Consider the following 14,160-nt stretch of genomic DNA (forward strand, 5'->3'; position numbering starts at 1 on the left):
TGTCATAGCCGTGTCGACCCGCCCCTCTAGGAATCACCTGATGCTGGACTCTTTCCTCGTACCCACCACCATCGTTGCGCTGGCCGAAATCGGCGACAAGACCCAATTGCTCGCGCTCGTCCTTGCGGCTCGCTTTCGCAAACCCTGGCCGATCATCGCCGGCATTGTCGCCGCGACCCTGGCCAACCATGCGGCAGCAGGAGCCGTGGGGGCCTGGGTGGGCAGTATTTTCTCGGATGCGGTGTTGCACTGGATCCTGGCAGCGAGCTTCGCCGCCACGGCGCTGTGGACCCTGGTTCCCGACAAGCTGGATGACGAAGAAGCCAGTACCGCGCGCAAGTTCGGCCCCTTCCTGACCACGCTGATCGCATTCTTCCTGGCGGAAATCGGCGACAAGACCCAGATCGCCACTGTGATGCTCGCCGCGCAGTACCCGGAGTTGTGGCTCGTGATCATCGGTACCACCGTAGGCATGCTGATTGCCAACGTGCCAGTGGTATTGGCCGGCAATTTCGCCGCCGACAAGCTGCCCCTGACTCTGATCCGCCGCCTGGCCGCCTCGGCATTCTTCATCCTGGCGATTGTGGCGGTGTACAAGGCGCTTTGCGCCTAGCTGCAAGCTGCAAGCTGCAAGCCTCAAGTAAAAGCAGTTCTGCTTCGCTTGTAGCTTGTAGCTTGTAGCTTGTAGTTGCCAGCCCAGCTGGCTCTACTTCCTGGCTTGCTGGTAAAGCGGCATCACCTTTGGAATCGCCGCCTGCAACGAAGCGATCCGGCTGCTGGACGCAGGGTGAGTGCTCATGAACTCCGGTGGCGCACCTTCCGAGGCCTTGCTCATCTTGTTCCACAAGGTGATGGCGGCGTTCGGGTTGTAGCCGGCGCGGGCAGCCAGTTCGAGGCCGATAAGGTCGGCTTCGTTCTCGTTGGCACGGCTGTTGGGCAAGGTCATGCCATAGTTGGCCACGGTGTCGGCCAGCGCCAGGCTGTCCTGACCCAGGCCGAACAAGGCACCGGCGCCCTGCTTGGCCATCTCGATGCCGTAGGCCTTGGACATCGCTTCACGGCCGTGCTCGCGCAGGGCGTGGGCGATTTCATGACCCATGACCGCGGCGATCTCATCGTCGGTCAGCTTCAGCGAGTCGATCAGCCCGGTGTAGAAAATGATCTTGCCGCCGGGGCCGCAGTTGGCATTGAGCTCGTCACTCTTGATCAGGTTCACTTCCCACTTCCACTGCGCCGAGTCCGGGCGGAACACCGGGGCCTGGGCAATCAATCGGTCGGCAATGGCCTGGACGCGCCTGGCTTCGCTGCTGGTCTTGTCCAGCACACCCTGGGTGCTCGCCTCGCCTACGGTCTTCTGATAGGACTGGGCGTACATCTGGTTGACCTCATCGGTCGACAACATGCTGAACATGTACTGCTTGCGCTCCACGCCCACGGCGCCGCCGCTGGTGGTATTCACCGATTGGCAACCGGCAAGCAACAGGCTCGTGCCGAGGACACTCACCATCAACGTCTTGTGCATATAAAAGCTCCCTGGAAACGTGGTCGTATCCTATGCGGTGATTTGTATCGGCGCCAGATAAACAACGATGGATTACAGGTATTTCGGATAGACCCTACCCCACACCATTAGCGACTCTCACGATTCCAAAACAGTCACCCGACGAACAGCGCCTCATGCAGGGCCCTATGAACGCCGATACAAACTTCAGACGTCATTTCCGCGTCCGGAGCCTTTATGAAATTCAAGTCGATCCAGTTTTCCGTGGCCGCCCTGGCCGGCGCCATCGTGCTCAGCGTGGTCGGGGCCCTGGTCTTGTACGCGCTGTTCGCCGGGGCCCGCACCCAGGACATGGTGCAGCAACGGACCAAGGCGCAGTTCGAACAGCTCATCGAACAGCGCCTCAGCGCCCTGGCCCGCACCCAGGCCAGCCTGATCCAACGGGAACTGGAAGCCCCGCTGCAGCTCGCCAAGGGGCTGGCCACCACGAACGCGCTGATGGGCATGAAGGGCACGGACGGCAGCCCACAGCTGAAGATTGCCCGCGAACAGATGATCAGCCTGCTGCGTGAAACCGTGGTGCGTAATCCGAAGGTCCTTGGCGCCTACATCGCCTGGGAACCGAATGCCATCGACCACGATGACGCCAGCTACGTGAACAGCCCCGTGGTGGGCATGGAAACCAACGGGCGTTTCCTGCCATGGTGGTTCCGCAATCAGGACGGCACCCTGGGCCTGGAAAAACTCGCCGACGTGACGGATCAGAAGTTGCTGTCCACCGGTATCCGCGCCAGCGAGTACTACCTGTGCTCTCAGGACAGCAGAAAAGCCTGCGTCATCGACCCGGCGCCCTACCGCGTCGGCGATACCATGACCATGCTCGCCTCGTTCATCGAGCCGATCCTTATCGACGGCAAGTTTCAGGGCATCGTCGGGGCGGATCTGTCGGTGAACTTCATCCAGGACATGCTCGTGGCCGCCGATGCCAAGCTGTACAACGGCGCCGGGGAGATGGCCCTGCTGTCCAGCAATAACCGGCTGGTGGCCTTCACCAAGGATCCGAGCAAACTCGGGGAGAAGGCCAGCGATCTGCTGGACGCCAGTGAACTGGACAACCTGGCCCGGCTCGGTGTCGGCGAGGTGCGCTACGACATCGATGAAGAGCATGGGCACATCGAGGTGTATATGCCGTTCGGCATCGGTGAGACCAACGCCCGCTGGACGCTGATGCTGCAATTGCCACTGAACGCGGTGATGGCCGACCTGCAAGCACTGCAGAAAGACCTGAACGATCGGCGCCAGTCCGACGTTTTCGGCATGGCGATGGTGGGCCTGGCGATTGCAGGTATCGGTTTGCTGGTGATCTGGCTGGTGGGCCATGGCATTGCCCGGCCACTCAAGCAAATGGTGGCAATGCTCGATGACATCGCCCAGGGTGAAGGCGACCTGACCCGTCGCCTGGTGAGTGACCGCGCCGACGAACTCGGCGCGATTGCCAGAGGCTTCAACACCTTCCTGAGCAAGCTGCAGGGGATGATCACCCAGGTGGTGACCTCGGTGCAGAGCGTCAGCGATTCGTCGGAGCACACCGCTGACATCGCGATCCGCACCAACCAGGGCGTGCACAAGCAAATGTCAGAGATCGATCAGGTCGCCACCGCCGTGCACGAGATGACCGCTACGGCCCAGGACGTGGCCCGCAACGCGACGCAGGCTGCCCAGGCCGCCAGTCACGCCGACCAGGCCGCCAGCCAGGGCATGCAGATCGTACGGGATACGTCCAAGTCCATCGGCGCCCTTGCCGTGGAAATCGGCAAGGCGGTAGGCGTGGTGCAGACCCTGGCCAAGGACAGCGAAAACATCAACGCGATTCTCACCGCCATCCGTGGCATCGCCGAACAGACCAATCTGCTGGCCCTCAACGCCGCCATCGAAGCCGCCCGAGCTGGTGAACAGGGTCGCGGATTCGCCGTGGTGGCTGACGAAGTGCGCAACCTGGCGCAAAAGACGCAGCAGGCCACGGAAGAAATCCAGTCGATGATCCAGCAATTGCAGCAGGGTACCCGGGACGTGGTGAGGGTGATGGAAGACAGCCAGCACCGCACCGATGAAAGCGTGCACCATGCGGCAAAAGCGGCCCAGGCCCTGGAAACCATCACCCAGGCGGTGTCGGTGATCAACGACATGAACACCCAGATCGCCAGCGCCGCCGAGGAACAGAGCGCCGTGGCCGATGACATCAACCGCAACGTCATCAACATCGGACAAGTGGCGAACGAAGTGGCGGGCGGCGCGGATGAGTCCAGCGCGGCCAGCGCCAGTTTGACCAAACTGGCGGAGCAGCAGCGGCGGTTGATCAATCAGTTCAGAGTCTAAACAGAGAAACCTTGTGGGAGCGGGCTTGCTCGCGAAGGCGATGTGTCAGGCAATGTGATTTTGTCTGGTCTATTGCATTCGCGAGCAAGCCCGCTCCCACAGGGGGACTGTGGAGGTTCACAGAGTCGGCATTCACCACCGATCCACTGTATAGCGGCAGTAAAGACACCACAGCCCTCAAGCCGGCGTCAGACACTCCGGCCCATTGAGCTTCGGGTCGTTGACCATATTGGCCAACACCCGCTCACGCAATTGCGCCGGTTCGCTTGCCAGCAACCCTTGCAAGATGTGCAGCGGTGTTTCGGGATCGAGCCACAGGCGTTGGCCCTCTTCGTCCAGGATCAGCGGCCTGCGCTGCCCCGCCGCCGGCTGGGTGATGACCGCCGTGCTCAGCCACACCTGTTCCTGCACGGGATACGCTTCCCAGATCGCGGCAAAGCACAACGACGCCCCCTCTCCCGGCGTCAGCCAGTAGGGCCGCTTGCGAGTGCCGCCGCGCCATTCGTAAAAGCCGTTGGCCGGCAGCAGGCAGCGACGCAGGCGCAGTGCTTCACGGAACATCGGCTGCTCGGCCACGGTTTCGGCGCGGGCATGGGCCGGAGTCCGGGACAGGTCGGTCAGCCACGCAGGCGTCAACCCCCAGCGCGCCCGGGCCAGCTCACGCTGCCCCTCGGCACCGGCCCGCAGCATCAGCACCGAATCGTTAGGCGAAATATTCCATTGGGCCTTCTGGTCGGCAGGAAAGCCGGGCAAGGCCGCGAAAGCGGGGTTCCAGCGAAACAGGGCATAACGTCCACACATGGGGCAACACAACTCTTGATCGAACGGTCGTCAGCCTAACAGACCAGCGTGCCAGGAAAGCCCTCCGGTTCATCCCCCGGCACTGGCATCGCGGCATTGTACGCGGCGATGAGCTCCCGCGCGTATTGCGCCTGGTCATCGTCTACCACCAGCCCCAACAGGCCCTGCATCGGCAGTTCTCCAATGCCGCCCACTAGATCGCGCCCCACCAGATGTGCCGTGATGCCCTCGCTGGCGAGCATGCCTTGCAGCAGTTCGCCCTCCATCAGGTTTTCCAGCTCGTAGATTCGTTGCATGGGCGCCCCCCATCAATCGTTTTCGCTGAAGACCTCGAGATGCCACTCCTCGCCATGCACTTGCAGGTTGAAAGTGATCGGTCGACAGCACACCTGACAGTCCTCGATATAGACCTGATCTCCACCCAACAGATCCACAGTCGTCTCGACCTCTTCCCCACAATACGGACAATCATAAAGAGCGGTTTCCAGCATCGCGGTCTCCCAGGTGACTTGTGCGTATAATCGCCGGTCTATTTGCAGGGCTATTTTCGTCTGGCTATCTTCCAGGCCGTGCCCCGTCGTTTTTTTCGAGCGAACCTTTAACTTACCCTAGCCGTTTCCAACAAGAGAGCATGATGGGCGAATTCGATGCCATCCGACCTTACGACGACAGCGAAGTCCCAGCAGTGCTGGCCCGGCTGCTTGGCGACAAGGCGTTTCTAGATATCCTCACCCACTTCCGCTTCCCGCGCCTGGCCGGCGCCTTCGGCTGGATGCTCAAACCTCTTATAGCGCAAAGATTGCGTCGTGAGTTCGCCGGTGTGACGTCGGTCGCCACTTTGCAGGACAAAGTGGAATTCTACGTCGACCATACCATCGAGCGTGCCACCGACGGCGTGACCTATACCGGGGTGGAGCAGTTCAAGTCCGGCAGTGCGTACCTGTTCATCGCCAACCACCGCGACATCGTGATGGACCCGGCCTTCGTCAACTATGCGGTGTACCACGCCGGCCTGCCGACCCCACGTATCGCCATTGGCGACAATCTGCTGCAAAAACCTTTCGTCAGCGACCTGATGCGCCTGAACAAGAGCTTCATCGTGCACCGCTCCATCACCGGACGACGGGAGAAGATGGCGGCCTATCAGCTGCTGTCAGCGTATATCAACCACTCGATCCGCCACGACTGCGCCTCGATCTGGATCGCCCAGGCCGAAGGACGGGCCAAGGATGGCGATGACCGTACCGAATCGGCCATCCTCAAGATGTTCCACATGAGCCGCAAGGACGAGCCGTTCGGCGAGGTCATCCAGTCGCTGAATCTCACACCCGTGTCGATCAGCTACGAATACGACCCATGCGACCAGGCCAAGGCCCGCGAGCTGTACATCCGCGCCACCACCGGCACCTACACCAAGGCACCGGGCGAGGATGACGTGAGCATCGCCAAGGGCATCACCGGCTACAAGGGCCGGGTGCACGTGAACTTCGCCGCGCCGATCACCGAGCTGTTCGAAGACACCAAGCAATTGGCCCAGGAGATGGATCGGCAGATTCTCGGCGGCTACCGCCTGTTCCCGGTGCATTACCTGGCTTACGCCCAATGGACCGATGCCGATCCGCAGTTGCAGGTTCCGCAGGCGGCCGAGGTATTCGACGCCGATGAACTGGCCAAGGCCCAGGAAGAATGGCAACGCCGGTTGGATGCGTGCCCGGCGGAACACCGGCCGTTCCTGATACTGCAATATGCGACGCCGGTGCGTAATCAGTATCGGGTCAAGGCGGGGTTGGCGTTGTAAGCCAACGCAGGGTCCTGTGGCGAGGGGATTTATCCCCTCGCCACAAAAAGCTTCTTTGTCGCCGGTAATCTCAGCTGATCTGCGTGCTGATCCACGACACCAGCAAGGCCAACGCCAGACAGCCAAAACCGAACCGGTAGAAGAACCGGTTCATGCGCTGGGTCGCCAGGTCCAGCAACGCTTCGAAGCGCTCCTCGCCATTACCGCTGCGCGTTTGCAAACTTGCACGCGCCCGCAGTTCGCGGCGGCGCGTCGCATGCAGCACCCAGCCGCCCGGGCAGGCAAACAATAGCGCGAGCAAGTTGATCAATTTGGCGGGGTGGGTAGCGAACAACGAAAGCAGATGCAGCGACATCACAAACCTCAAGCAAAACAGGCGGGACCTTCGGACAGGGCGCGGATTCTACCGAAAGCCCACCGCCCTGCCCCGTTTTTTCCGACCTGTGGGGCTGAGCTAGGGACTACTTTCCCCGTCACGGTTTCGTCATCTGGATAAGCCACCCTGTCGCCCTCCAAACCTGCACGGACCCCGTCATGCTTCACGCCGAAAACCAGGATCGCCTCTATCTCATCACGCCGAGCGACGAACAACAGAACCTCGTCGGCAGCCTGTCTTTCAACGTACAGGACCCACATTGGCTGGTGTATTGCGCCCTCGGTGGTCATCAACATGCCGACCTGCCGGAGACTGACCTGTTGACGGGCATCAGTGTGCTGGAATTGTATTCACAGGCTGCCTGAAACCAATGTGGGAGCGAGCCTGCTCGCGATGAGAGGGTGTCAGTCGACGTCAATGTCGCTGACCCGCCGCTGTCGCGAGCAGGCTCGCTCCCACAGGGGGGTGACTTCCTGGCAGGAACGAAACCTTACTCGGCCAACACCTGCCCGATGGTCGGATCCTTGAACAGCCGGGTCAGAGCGTCGCTCAACACATCGCTGACCAGCTTGGTGTTGGTGTCCTGGTTGGGCGCCATGCCGAAACGCTGGTCCAGGGAAGCCCCATAACGACCGCTGTAACGACGGTTGGCGTTCTGCACATCGGAACGGAAAGTCGCGCCAATGGTGGCTTCGGTCACGTACATGCCTTCCTTGGGCGATTGGTACTTGAGTTCGGCCAGGGTAACGGTCAGCTGTGGCGCATTCATCGCGTTCGCGGTAGGGGTGAAGCCCAGCAGACGCACTGCGGCTTCAGCCTGGGCCTGCAGCTTCGGCAGGATCTGCGCGCCCTGTACCGTGATGACGCTGGTTTCCGGATACAGACCGCCACGGGTACCGAGCGTCGGTGATGGACGGCCGTCCACCACCCGTACCACCACCGGCTGGCCATGACCCACAGGCGCCAGCTGGGCGTTGAGCTTGGGTTCCGGGTTAAGTTGTTGCGGGCTGTGGGCGCAGCCGACAAGGGTCAGACTGGTCACAGCGATCAAACCGAACAACAGGCGTTGCAACATGCTCATCTCTCCAGAATCGGGCACTGACAGACCAGCAGTATAGCGGTGCGCCAACGCGGCGAACCAGCCGAATGAATACTGAAATTTCTGACATGTACCGCCAATGCCGGTTCCTGTCACGCCACTGTCACGGTCCTTACACCGGCATGTCATGGCTCGCTGTCAGGCTACTCACAAGTCCCTCGACACGGAAATCCGCCCATGCGCCTTCTCATCTCTCTGTTCATCCCACGTCCACAGCATCGCAGCTTTGCCCTACTGGATCGCAACGGCCACTGCCAGGCGTTCAAGCAATGCAGCTTGCAACCGATGGGCGAAGGCTGGGTGGAAATTGAAGAAATCCGTCTGAGCTGGCTGCACCGACCGCTACCCGCCAGCGCCCGTGTACAACCGCTTCGCAGTCGCGCGCGCAGCCGCCAGTTGTTGGCCATCTGACCGAATGGCTAATAAAAGTCATTAAACACGACCATTTTCCTGCGTTTCTTCGTTACAATCTCCCCCCGATTATAAGGACGTCTCCTGATCGGGCCTCGCAACACCGCCGATGCGCTTGTATTGGCACCCCGCATCGCCCACAGAGAGCCGCCCACACAGATCGAGTGAAGCTGGCGCGCCTGCTGTTTCCGGGCCAATCACCACTTTTCGCGAATCTGCAGAGCTGTCATTACGCCCGGTTACGGAGCTGTCCGACCGTTTTGCCTGTCATGTACTGCATGGGCCAAACAATCGGGACACGGTACCTGGCTGGGACAGCCCTTTTTTGAGGTTCACGTCTTCAAAAGAGCGTGAAAAAACGGGTTTTCACAACTTCACAAGAGTGTGGCGAGCAAATGAAGAGTTTTGCGTCTGAACAAGCACCATTGGCGTCTGAAACAGCCCAACGACACAGGACCGGATATCGTTCAAGAACCGGCGTCTGAAGCCTGTCCGCTACGGATTTGGTTGCACGAACGGATGTCTCGGCCATAAGTCGAATTGCCCGCCCGGCGCTTAAATGAGTTCATGTGACTCTTGAGGCCAGGCTGCATGCATTCGTAGCAGTTGCAAAAAATTGCGAAGATTCGGACATGGCGATCCTGGCCATGGGTACCTGGGGCGCAACCGACCTGCCCCGCCACTCTGGCCGCTATGCCGACAATTTGGTGCTGCAGATTTTGGAGACGCGTTAAATGGCGCATAACGAAGCAGTCGATGTAGTTCTGGTAGGGGCCGGCATCATGAGCGCCACCCTGGCCGTGCTGCTCAAGGAGCTCGACCCCGCGATTTCGCTGGAAGTCGTCGAGCTGATGGATTCCGGTGCCGCGGAGAGTTCCAACCCCTGGAACAATGCCGGCACCGGCCACGCCGGTCTGTGTGAGCTGAACTACACGCCGCAAGCGGCCGATGGCAGTGTCGACATCAAGAAAGCCGTGCACATCAACACCCAGTTCGAGGTGTCGAAGCAATTCTGGACATACCTGACCCAGAAAAGCACATTCGGCTCCTCCAGGTCCTTTATCGCCCCGGTGCCGCACCTGAGCTTCGTGCAGGGCGAAAAAGGCGTGTCGTTCCTGAAGAAGCGCTTCGAACTGCTGAGCCAGCATCACGCCTTCGCCGACATGGAATACACCGAAGACAAAGGCAAGATGGCTGAGTGGATGCCGCTGATGATGCCGGGGCGTCCGGCCGATGAAGTCATCGCCGCCACTCGGGTCATGAACGGCACCGACGTCAACTTCGGCGCCCTGACCAATCAACTGCTCAAGCACCTGACCAGCGCCCCCGACACCCAGGTCAAGTACTGCAAGCGCGTCACCGGCCTCAAGCGCAACGGCAGCGGCTGGACCGTGAGCATCAAGGACGTCAACTCCGGCAGCAGCCGCGACGTCGATGCCAAGTTCGTCTTCCTGGGTGCCGGCGGCGCCGCATTGCCACTGCTGCAAGCCTCGGGCATCGAGGAAAGCAAAGGCTTCGGCGGCTTCCCGGTCAGCGGCCAATGGCTGCGTTGCGACAACCCGGAAGTGGTCAAGCACCACCAGGCCAAGGTCTACAGCCAGGCTGCGGTGGGCTCGCCACCGATGTCGGTGCCGCACCTGGATACCCGCGTGGTCGATGGCAAGAAATCCCTGTTGTTCGGACCCTATGCCGGTTTCACCACCAAGTTCCTCAAGCACGGCTCTATCATGGACCTGCCGCTGTCGGTACGCGCCGGCAACATCGGCCCTATGCTGGCGGTAGCCCGGGACAACATGGACCTGACCAAGTACCTGATCAGCGAAGTGATGCAATCCATGGAGCAGCGCCTGGAATCCCTGCGCCGCTTCTATCCCGAGGCGAGAGCCGAGGACTGGCGCCTGGAAGTGGCCGGCCAACGGGTGCAGATCATCAAGAAAGATCCGAAGAAAGGTGGCGTCCTGCAGTTCGGTACCGAGCTGGTGGCAGCCAAGGACGGTACCCTCGCCGCCCTGCTTGGCGCATCGCCAGGCGCTTCGGTGACCGTTTCGATCATGCTGGACCTGATCGAGCGTTGCTTCCCGGACAAGGCCAAGGGAGAGTGGGCCGCCAAGCTCGCGGAAATCTTCCCGGCCCGGGAAAAAGTGCTTGAAACCGACGCGGCGCTGTATCGCAAGATCAATGCGCAGAACAACATCGCGCTGGGACTGGTTGAAGACAGCAAGGCTAAAAGTTACGCCTGATCCTCTGTCGTTATAAATAAAAGCCTCCAAATTATGGAGGCTTTTTATTTTCGGCGTTTATTTCATGCTGAACTTGATGCGTGTTCCGCCATGACGAACGTAATCGTCGTCATCATCGATCTCAAACAACTCTGCGACACAGTAATCCTTGGGTTGTGCATCGACCCAACGACGATAAGGCATTGTCTGCTCATCACTCACCGGGGCTTTGGCGATGTGCCCGAAACTGAAATGGCACTTGCGACTGCCTTGGATGTAGGTAAAGGACTCGCGCTCGGCGCGCGACTGGGGCAGGTAATAGGTCAGTTCCTGACTCGCACCGGGGTTTACCGAAAAGCCATGGCCTGCATTGGCCGGGTCCTGGGTCCAGGTGAAGTCGCTGCCTGGGACAATCGTTGCCGACGTTGCATTGAATATTTCCACATTGACGATCTCATCGAACGCATTGGAAGCCGAACTTGCCAGACAACCGAGCAAGGCCAACAGCGCCCCGGCGATACATTTGCTTTTATCTTCCATGATAAATACTGCTCCATTAAAACCATTGAATTGAAACCATCCGGCCTCAATGCAAAAGTAATGGAAATCAAACTAAAACAGAACAGTCCGAATGGTGACATAACCTTTCGGACACTTCTTAAACGACTATCAGGAAAACTAAAGAAAAACGATCAAACGCCTCGAAAGGCGTTAATCCGTTCTAACTCGCTCAGCCACGGGCTTTGTTGAACAACTCGATGTATTCCTCGGCATTGCGCTGATCCTGGATCAATGCAATGAAGTCATTACCGTGCTCATCCTTGCCATTGAGGTCATAGCCGGCTTCGACGAAAAAGGTCAGGAAACGCTCGAAATCATCGACCCGCAGGCCGCGGTAACCCTTGATCAGTTTATGCAACGACGGCGAGGTGGCATCGGCGGGTTCGAAATTGAGGAACAGCTTGATCTGTTCATCGCCAATCTCGTCACCAATCACTTGTTTCTTGTCTTTACGCATAGCCGACTCCAACTCGCACAGTTCACGGGGCGGGCAGTTTACCCCCGGCAAGCCCCGGGGCTCAACGCGAGCGTACCGCTCCGGTGTGCAGGTCGGCCCAGACGTGGCCGTTGGCGTAGCTGAGGAACTGCACATACACCGTATCGTTGCGCAGCAGATCGATGACCGCCCGATAATGCGCCTGTGGATAAGACAGGGTCAGGGTCTTGCTCGCCTCGTCGAAGGCCGGCTTCTTCAGGCTCTTGCTTTCGCCATCGAAGTTGAGGATCACCTGATTGATGGTGGCGCCCTTGTTCAGGGGCTTGCCCTTGAGGCGCACCAGCAACGACGAGGTCACCGGTATCGGTTGCTGGTTGGACTGACGTTGATTGCCCAGCACCACCGAGTATTCGGTGACTTGCAGCAGTTGCTGCTGTTCGGGCTGCTCCTGGCGCACCGTCAGGTCATCAGGCGGCAGGAACTGGCTGTGCATCGGCGCGGCAACAGCCACCAGCGGCAGGCTGGAAATCAGAAGCAAGGCGGCACGGCGGCGGATCGATACAGTCATGACAGGCTCCGGGATCTTGGCCCGGCACTCTAGCATGAGCATGGTCGGTAAAAATAAACGATACGGATCAATACTGCCGCACACCGCAGGAGGCATACTCAAAGGGCCATCATCCTGAAATCAATGGCGATGCCTTTGTGGCGAGGGAGCTTGCTCCCGCTCGATTGCGCAGCAATCGCAAAAACAGCCAGGGGCTGCTACGCAGCCCAGCGGGAGCAAGCTCCCTCGCCACAGGGATTGGTGTCCGGCAGGTCCGGTGTCTTTGCCCATTCATTTTGAGGAGTACCCATGTCCTTCTCCGCTCCACCGCTATTCGCCGCCTGGCGCCAAAGCTGGCGGGCCGGTTATACCCTTGAAAGCCTGCGGGGCGACCTGGTGGCCGGGCTGACGGTCGGGATCATCGCCATTCCCCTGGCGATGGCCCTGGCAATCGCGGTGGGCGTACCGCCGCAACACGGCTTGTACACGGTGCTGGTGGCCGCACCGCTGATCGCCCTGACCGGTGGCTCGCGTTTCAACGTGAGCGGGCCGACGGCGGCATTCGTGGTGATCCTGCTGCCCATCACCCAGCAGTACGGGCTAGGCGGCCTGCTGCTGTGCACGATGCTGGCCGGGCTGATTCTGGTCGCTTTAGGATTGATGCGCGCCGGGCGGTTGATCCAGTACATCCCCTATCCGGTCATCCTCGGTTTCACCGCCGGCATCGGCGTGGTCATCGCCACCCTGCAACTGAAGGATCTGTTGGGCCTGACGACCACCGGCCAGGCCCGACACTACATTGAACAACTGGGCGAGCTGATCGTAGCACTGCCGGGGGCCCACTTCGGTGACAGTCTCATCGGTGCCGCGTGCCTGGCGGTCTTGATCGTCTGGCCACGCTGGGTTCCGCGGGTGCCGGGCCACCTCGTCGCCCTGCTGGTCGGTGCATTGCTGGGGCTGGCACTGGAGCGCGGCGGGTGGTCAGTGGCGACACTGGGGGAACGCTTCAGTTATGTCGTCAACGGCATCAACCATCCCGGGATTCCACCGTTCCTACCGAGCTTCGACTGGCCCTGGAATCTTCCTGACGGCCAGGGGCGACCGTTGGTGCTGTCCTACGACCTGATCCGACAGTTGCTGTCACCCGCCTTCGCCATTGCCATGCTCGGCGCCATCGAGTCGCTGTTATGCGCAGTGGTGGCGGACGGCATGACCGGCAGCAAGCACGATCCCAACGCAGAGCTGATGGGCCAAGGCCTGGGCAACCTGGTGGCGCCGCTGTTCGGCGGCATCACCGCCACCGCCGCGATTGCCCGCAGCGCCACCAACGTGCGCAGCGGCGCGTCTTCGCCCTTGGCGTCGATCATCCACAGTCTCGTGGTGCTGGCGGCGATCGTGCTGTTGGCGCCGCTGTTCAGCTACCTGCCCATGGCCGCGCTGGCGGCGCTGCTGGTGATGGTCGCCTGGAACATGAGCGAAGCCGGGCACGTGCTGCACACCCTGCGCATCGCCCCGCGTAGCGATGTACTGGTGCTGCTGACCTGCCTGGGCCTGACGGTGCTGTTCGACATGGTCCTGGCGGTTTCCGTCGGCCTGCTGCTGGCGGCCGGGCTGTTTATCAAGCGCATGAGCGAGCTGACCGACAGCACCGAACTGCCGCGGCACTTTCATCAAGCCTTGCAGGACATGCCTGAGCATGTGCGTTGCTACGAGATTCGCGGCCCACTGTTCTTCGGCGCGGCAGAAAAGGCCCTGGACGTGCTGCGTCGGTTCGATCCGGGGGTCCGCGTCGTGGTGGTGGAAATGAGCGCCGTGCCGATGCTGGACATGACTGCATTGGCGGCGTTTGAAAATATCCTGAAGGACTATCGCAAGCAGAACATCGGCCTGATCCTGGTCGCCACCGCGCCGCGGGTGCGCCTGAAACTGCGCCGCGCCGGCATTCATCGCGAGCAGCGCAAACTGGCGTACGTGCAGACCCTGGAGCAGGCGCGGATCAAAAGCCAGCAGTGGTTGGCAGCTTGAGAGCAAAGCT

The 14,160-nt window shown here is 60.5% G+C and carries 16 protein-coding genes and 1 pseudogene; 8 read left to right on the forward strand and 9 right to left on the reverse strand.

What is annotated here, in order from left to right; genetic code table 11:
* Positions 1-43 precede the first annotated feature (43 nt).
* Positions 44-613, forward strand: a complete 570-nt coding sequence (locus FBX99_RS02050) for a TMEM165/GDT1 family protein (RefSeq protein ID WP_178111837.1) — start codon at positions 44-46, stop codon at positions 611-613.
* 93 nt (positions 614-706) lie between these two features.
* On the opposite strand, the gene FBX99_RS02055 is transcribed toward FBX99_RS02050, so the two are convergent.
* Positions 707-1,522 (reverse strand): M48 family metallopeptidase, encoded by an 816-nt coding sequence (locus tag FBX99_RS02055; protein WP_144927627.1) that lies wholly within the window; start codon positions 1,520-1,522, stop codon positions 707-709.
* A 1,302-nt stretch (positions 1,523-2,824) separates the two neighbouring features.
* Between FBX99_RS02055 and FBX99_RS29430 the strand changes: the two are divergent.
* Positions 2,825-3,019: pseudogene (locus FBX99_RS29430) on the forward strand (HAMP domain-containing protein); the annotation flags it as partial.
* Positions 3,020-3,133: 114 nt separating this feature from the next.
* The gene (locus tag FBX99_RS29435; protein ID WP_371923837.1) at positions 3,134-3,877 is read left to right on the forward strand and encodes a methyl-accepting chemotaxis protein; all 744 of its coding nucleotides are present in this window, start codon (positions 3,134-3,136) and stop codon (positions 3,875-3,877) included.
* A gap of 177 nt (positions 3,878-4,054) precedes the next feature.
* Here the strand turns inward: FBX99_RS29435 and FBX99_RS02065 are convergent, their stop codons facing one another.
* From FBX99_RS02065 to FBX99_RS02075, 3 genes are read right to left on the reverse strand one after another with little or no spacing between them, the layout of a single operon-like run.
* On the reverse strand, positions 4,055-4,678 hold the full coding sequence (locus tag FBX99_RS02065; RefSeq protein WP_144927621.1) for an SOS response-associated peptidase: 624 nt from the start codon (positions 4,676-4,678) through the stop codon (positions 4,055-4,057).
* Positions 4,679-4,713: 35 nt separating this feature from the next.
* On the reverse strand, positions 4,714-4,974 hold the full coding sequence (locus FBX99_RS02070; RefSeq protein WP_144927618.1) for a putative signal transducing protein: 261 nt from the start codon (positions 4,972-4,974) through the stop codon (positions 4,714-4,716).
* Positions 4,975-4,986: 12 nt separating this feature from the next.
* Positions 4,987-5,169 (reverse strand): CPXCG motif-containing cysteine-rich protein, encoded by a 183-nt coding sequence (locus tag FBX99_RS02075; RefSeq protein ID WP_144927615.1) that lies wholly within the window; start codon positions 5,167-5,169, stop codon positions 4,987-4,989.
* Positions 5,170-5,309: 140 nt separating this feature from the next.
* On the opposite strand from FBX99_RS02075, the gene FBX99_RS02080 reads away from it, so the two are divergent.
* Entirely contained in the window at positions 5,310-6,476 is a 1,167-nt protein-coding gene (locus FBX99_RS02080) for a 1-acyl-sn-glycerol-3-phosphate acyltransferase (RefSeq protein WP_144927612.1), read from the forward strand.
* Positions 6,477-6,546: 70 nt separating this feature from the next.
* Here the strand turns inward: FBX99_RS02080 and FBX99_RS02085 are convergent, their stop codons facing one another.
* Positions 6,547-6,831, reverse strand: coding sequence for a hypothetical protein (locus FBX99_RS02085; protein WP_144927608.1), 285 nt, complete (start codon positions 6,829-6,831; stop codon positions 6,547-6,549).
* A gap of 179 nt (positions 6,832-7,010) precedes the next feature.
* On the opposite strand from FBX99_RS02085, the gene FBX99_RS02090 reads away from it, so the two are divergent.
* Entirely contained in the window at positions 7,011-7,217 is a 207-nt protein-coding gene (locus tag FBX99_RS02090; RefSeq protein ID WP_041020607.1) for a hypothetical protein, read from the forward strand.
* A gap of 125 nt (positions 7,218-7,342) precedes the next feature.
* Here the strand turns inward: FBX99_RS02090 and FBX99_RS02095 are convergent, their stop codons facing one another.
* Positions 7,343-7,927, reverse strand: a complete 585-nt coding sequence (locus tag FBX99_RS02095; protein ID WP_047701387.1) for a YajG family lipoprotein — start codon at positions 7,925-7,927, stop codon at positions 7,343-7,345.
* 201 nt (positions 7,928-8,128) lie between these two features.
* Between FBX99_RS02095 and FBX99_RS02100 the strand changes: the two genes are divergently transcribed.
* Both FBX99_RS02100 and mqo read left to right on the forward strand, forming a co-directional pair.
* Complete coding sequence (locus tag FBX99_RS02100; protein WP_144927605.1) at positions 8,129-8,362, forward strand: hypothetical protein; 234 nt, start codon at positions 8,129-8,131, stop codon at positions 8,360-8,362.
* A gap of 734 nt (positions 8,363-9,096) precedes the next feature.
* A complete protein-coding gene (mqo, locus tag FBX99_RS02105) occupies positions 9,097-10,602 on the forward strand; it encodes a malate dehydrogenase (quinone) (RefSeq protein WP_144927602.1) in 1,506 nt (501 codons plus the stop codon).
* Between the two features lie 57 nt (positions 10,603-10,659).
* Here the strand turns inward: mqo and FBX99_RS02110 are convergent, their stop codons facing one another.
* From FBX99_RS02110 to FBX99_RS02120, 3 genes are all read right to left on the reverse strand, one after another.
* Positions 10,660-11,121, reverse strand: a complete 462-nt coding sequence (locus FBX99_RS02110) for a hypothetical protein (RefSeq protein ID WP_144927599.1) — start codon at positions 11,119-11,121, stop codon at positions 10,660-10,662.
* Between the two features lie 190 nt (positions 11,122-11,311).
* On the reverse strand, positions 11,312-11,599 hold the full coding sequence (locus FBX99_RS02115; protein WP_144927596.1) for a PA4642 family protein: 288 nt from the start codon (positions 11,597-11,599) through the stop codon (positions 11,312-11,314).
* A gap of 61 nt (positions 11,600-11,660) precedes the next feature.
* Positions 11,661-12,146, reverse strand: a complete 486-nt coding sequence (locus FBX99_RS02120; RefSeq protein ID WP_144927593.1) for a hypothetical protein — start codon at positions 12,144-12,146, stop codon at positions 11,661-11,663.
* A gap of 288 nt (positions 12,147-12,434) precedes the next feature.
* On the opposite strand from FBX99_RS02120, the gene dauA reads away from it, so the two are divergent.
* Positions 12,435-14,150, forward strand: a complete 1,716-nt coding sequence (gene dauA, locus FBX99_RS02125) for a C4-dicarboxylic acid transporter DauA (RefSeq protein WP_145130481.1) — start codon at positions 12,435-12,437, stop codon at positions 14,148-14,150.
* Positions 14,151-14,160: the final 10 nt, after the last annotated feature.

The organism is Pseudomonas sp. SJZ074 (assembly GCF_007828215.1).
Taxonomy (GTDB): domain Bacteria; phylum Pseudomonadota; class Gammaproteobacteria; order Pseudomonadales; family Pseudomonadaceae; genus Aquipseudomonas.

Coding starts and splice junctions, on each gene's coding strand:
- FBX99_RS02120 (WP_144927593.1), bottom strand. CDS start 12,146: ATGACTGTATCGATCCGCCGCCGTGCCGCCTTGCTTCTGATTTCCAGC.
- FBX99_RS02085 (WP_144927608.1), bottom strand. CDS start 6,831: ATGTCGCTGCATCTGCTTTCGTTGTTCGCTACCCACCCCGCCAAATTG.
- FBX99_RS02110 (WP_144927599.1), bottom strand. CDS start 11,121: ATGGAAGATAAAAGCAAATGTATCGCCGGGGCGCTGTTGGCCTTGCTC.
- FBX99_RS02100 (WP_144927605.1), top strand. CDS start 8,129: ATGCGCCTTCTCATCTCTCTGTTCATCCCACGTCCACAGCATCGCAGC.
- FBX99_RS02080 (WP_144927612.1), top strand. CDS start 5,310: ATGATGGGCGAATTCGATGCCATCCGACCTTACGACGACAGCGAAGTC.
- FBX99_RS02065 (WP_144927621.1), bottom strand. CDS start 4,678: ATGTGTGGACGTTATGCCCTGTTTCGCTGGAACCCCGCTTTCGCGGCC.
- FBX99_RS02115 (WP_144927596.1), bottom strand. CDS start 11,599: ATGCGTAAAGACAAGAAACAAGTGATTGGTGACGAGATTGGCGATGAA.
- dauA (WP_145130481.1), top strand. CDS start 12,435: ATGTCCTTCTCCGCTCCACCGCTATTCGCCGCCTGGCGCCAAAGCTGG.
- mqo (WP_144927602.1), top strand. CDS start 9,097: ATGGCGCATAACGAAGCAGTCGATGTAGTTCTGGTAGGGGCCGGCATC.
- FBX99_RS02075 (WP_144927615.1), bottom strand. CDS start 5,169: ATGCTGGAAACCGCTCTTTATGATTGTCCGTATTGTGGGGAAGAGGTC.
- FBX99_RS02070 (WP_144927618.1), bottom strand. CDS start 4,974: ATGCAACGAATCTACGAGCTGGAAAACCTGATGGAGGGCGAACTGCTG.
- FBX99_RS02090 (WP_041020607.1), top strand. CDS start 7,011: ATGCTTCACGCCGAAAACCAGGATCGCCTCTATCTCATCACGCCGAGC.
- FBX99_RS29435 (WP_371923837.1), top strand. CDS start 3,134: ATGTCAGAGATCGATCAGGTCGCCACCGCCGTGCACGAGATGACCGCT.
- FBX99_RS02095 (WP_047701387.1), bottom strand. CDS start 7,927: ATGTTGCAACGCCTGTTGTTCGGTTTGATCGCTGTGACCAGTCTGACC.
- FBX99_RS02055 (WP_144927627.1), bottom strand. CDS start 1,522: ATGCACAAGACGTTGATGGTGAGTGTCCTCGGCACGAGCCTGTTGCTT.